Origin of the sequence: Streptomyces sp. RP5T (assembly GCF_003933965.1) — a bacterium.
GTDB lineage: Bacteria > Actinomycetota > Actinomycetes > Streptomycetales > Streptomycetaceae > Streptomyces.
This window is the reverse complement of sequence record NZ_RSAJ01000821.1, coordinates 1-2,967: the sequence shown is the minus strand read 5'-3', so window position 1 is coordinate 2,967 and position 2,967 is coordinate 1. Positions and strand designations below refer to the sequence as shown.

Genomic DNA, 2,967 nt, shown 5'->3' with positions numbered 1-2,967 from the left:
GCGTGGGGAGGGCGTCGACCAGCGGACAGCTGACCGAACCGGAGCCGACCCGACCGAAGCCGTTCGGGCCGAAGCCGTTCGGGCCGAAGCCGTTCGGACCGAAGCCGTTCGGACCGAAGCCGTTCGGACCGAAGCCGTTCGGACCGGCGTCGACGGCTTCGGGTCCGGCGCCAACGAAGCCGGGCTCGCCCGCGCCGGAAGAAGGCGCCGACCCCGCCTGGCGCGGAGCCCGTTCCGTCTCCCTCGGAGCCCGTCCCGCTGCGACCCCAGAGTGGGGTCGCAGCGCCGCATCGCACACCGCCCGCAGTTCCGCACCGGGGTCGATTCCCAGTTCCTCGGCCAGCCGCGCCCGAACGGTTTCATACGCGATGAGCGCCTCGGAACGCCGACCGGCGGCTGCCAGGGCGAGGATCAGAGCGCCCTGCACGGGTTCGTCCAGGGGATGCTCGGTGGCGGCTCTTCGCAGCTCGGGAAGAACAGTCTCGGGAACACCGGCACGCTGTGCCGCATCGGCCGCCTCCCTCACCGCCGTGAGCCGTTCACGGTCCGCCGCCTCGAACGCGGGGTGGGCGCGGGCCCGGACGGGAATCCCGGCGGCGACCGGACCGTGCCACAACGACAGCGCTTCGGTGAGGAGTTCGACCGCGCGTAGGGGAGATTCGTCCACCGTACGCCGACCAGCCGCGCGCAGAGCACGGAACCGCAGGAGGTCCGAGGACTCACCGTCGGTCACCAGTCGGTACCCGCCGGCGTCCCGCAGCAGCCAGCGCCCCTCCGCCCGGACGGCGAGGCCGGGCTCCAGCAGCCGCCGCAACGAACCCACGTGCCGGCGTACGACGTTGACCGCGCTGCGCGGTGGATCCGCTCCCCACAGCACGTCGACGATCTCGCTCAGGGCGACCGGCTGCCCCGCCCTCACCAGCAGGAGTGCGAGGAATGCGCGTTCCTGGGGCCCTGCGAAGTTCAGCTCCGTCTCTCCCCGGATCACACGCACGGCCCCGAGTATCGCGAACCGCACCGATACCGGCGACACGTCATCCCCCTCCCGCAAGCGCTCTCCCCGGCTTCAACTGTATGCCACGGGTCGAGTTACCCAGAGTTACGAACCTGGCCTCCCGCCCGTTCAGGGCGGCGCCGCATTCGGAAGGGGCAAAGGCGGCTTCAGTGCGCTGACGGGCACCACCTCGTGCACTGCCGGTCAAGCCATGCTCCGGTCGGACACCTAGCGTCCCCCGGGTTCACACAGACGGCATCACAGGAGGCTGACCATGACCACCGACTCGCCATCCCCACGCAGCAGCCAGCCGTGGCTGCACCAGAAGGGAGAGGTGATCCAGGAGTTCGGCACCGTCAAGCAGTTCCCGGTCGCCCTCTCCTACGAGGCGCGGATGTATTCCTGCCAGCGCCTGAACAAGGCCCTCGCGGACACGCAGATCCTCTACGGCCTCTACAAGAAGCATCACTGGCTGATGCGCGGCGCGACCTTCTACCAGTTGCACTTGGTCCTGGACAAGCACGCGGGCGAACAACTGGACATCATCGACACCATCGCCGAACGCGTCCAGTCATTGGGCGGTGTCGCGGTGGGAGACCCGCGGCACGTTGCAGAGATCACATCGATCCCGCGGCCCCCGGACGGCGTGGAGGAGGTCCCGGCCATGCTGTCCCGCCTGCTGGAGGCTCACGAGACCATCCTCATCGAGGCTCACGACGCCGCCGCCCGGACCGCTGAATGGGGCGACGACGGCACCATCGACCTGCTGGTCTCCCAGGTGATCAGGACAGGTGAGCGGCAGGCGTGGTTCCTGGCCGAGCACCTGGTCGACACACCGCTGGTCCGCGCCTGAGGAAGCCGGTCCAGCCACGGTGAGGCCGTGGGCCTCTCACGGAACACAGAACTGAGGCCCATGGCCTTCTCACCGAGCGCAGGGTGCGGGAGCGGATGAAAGATCTGCGAACCGCCGGGCGAATGCTGTAGCACGTTAGCCCCAGCCCTGCGTGCGAGGCAGGAGATGCCGCAGGAGCCGCAACCGCCTTCGCCGACCTGCTCCAAGACATGATCGACCCCGTCCACCGGCTTCCAAGCGGGTTCCAAGTCGCTTCCAAGTGGGATGTGCAGAGTCCGTACCCGGGGGTTCGTGTCGGCGGGGGAGAGTTCTGGGGTGCGGGAGCAGGTTCGGTTCGCGGTGCTCGGGCCGGTCAGCGCGTGGCGTGGTGCGGTCGAGGTGGACCTCGGGGCGCCGCGGCAGCGGGCGGTGCTGGCCGTGCTGTTGCTGGCCGAGGGCGGCCGGGTTCCGGTGGACGGACTCGTCGACGCGTTGTGGGGTGATGCCCCGCCGGCCTCCGCGGTGGGGTCGGTGCGCACGTATGTGCACCGGTTGCGGCGGGCCCTTGGCGAGGGCGCGTCGCTGATCCGGTCCGTCGGGGACGCCTACGTGGTGCGCGCGCTGCCCGAGGATCTCGACCTCGCCGCGTTCAGGGAGCTCACCGCGCGCGCCGAAGCGGCCCGGCGCGTGGGGGACTTGGAGCAGGCCGCGGCACACCTGCGGGACGCGCTGGCGCTGTGGCGCGGTCCCGCGCTGGCCGGTGTCCGGGGCGAGTTCGCGCAGGCCGGGCGCGAGCAGTTGGAAGCGCTCAGGCTGTCCGCCCTGGAGTCCCTGCTGGCGATCCGGCTCGATCTGGGCGGACATGCCGACGCCGTACCGGAGTTGGCCGCGCTGGTCGCCGGGAGTCCGCTGGACGAGCGGTTCCGCGAGATGCTGATGCTGGCCCTCTACCGTTCCGGGCGACAGTCCGCGGCACTTCAGACGTACGCCGAGGCGCGGACGCTGCTCGCGGACGAACTGGGCGTCGATCCCGCGCCCGCTCTGCAGCGCCTGTACGAACGGATCCTGCGCGCGGACCCCGCGCTGCTCGCCGTAGCGAGAAGCGAGGAGCCGAACGGCGGGGCCCCGGTCGAGATGACAC

Annotated in this window: 3 protein-coding genes; 2 read left to right on the top strand and 1 reads right to left on the bottom strand. The window is 70.6% G+C overall.

The window, feature by feature from the left end; all coding sequences use genetic code 11:
• The coding region (locus EHS43_RS41550; protein ID WP_260470956.1) for a BTAD domain-containing putative transcriptional regulator at positions 1–994 on the bottom strand (994 nt) is incomplete at its 3' end.
• A 274-nt stretch (positions 995–1,268) separates the two neighbouring features.
• Between EHS43_RS41550 and EHS43_RS41545 the strand changes: the two genes are divergently transcribed.
• A complete protein-coding gene (locus EHS43_RS41545) occupies positions 1,269–1,847 on the top strand; it encodes a Dps family protein (protein WP_125195680.1) in 579 nt (192 codons plus the stop codon).
• Positions 1,848–2,162: 315 nt separating this feature from the next.
• Positions 2,163–2,967 (top strand): AfsR/SARP family transcriptional regulator (locus EHS43_RS41540; RefSeq protein WP_148104254.1); only part of this gene is annotated, 805 nt, incomplete at its 3' end.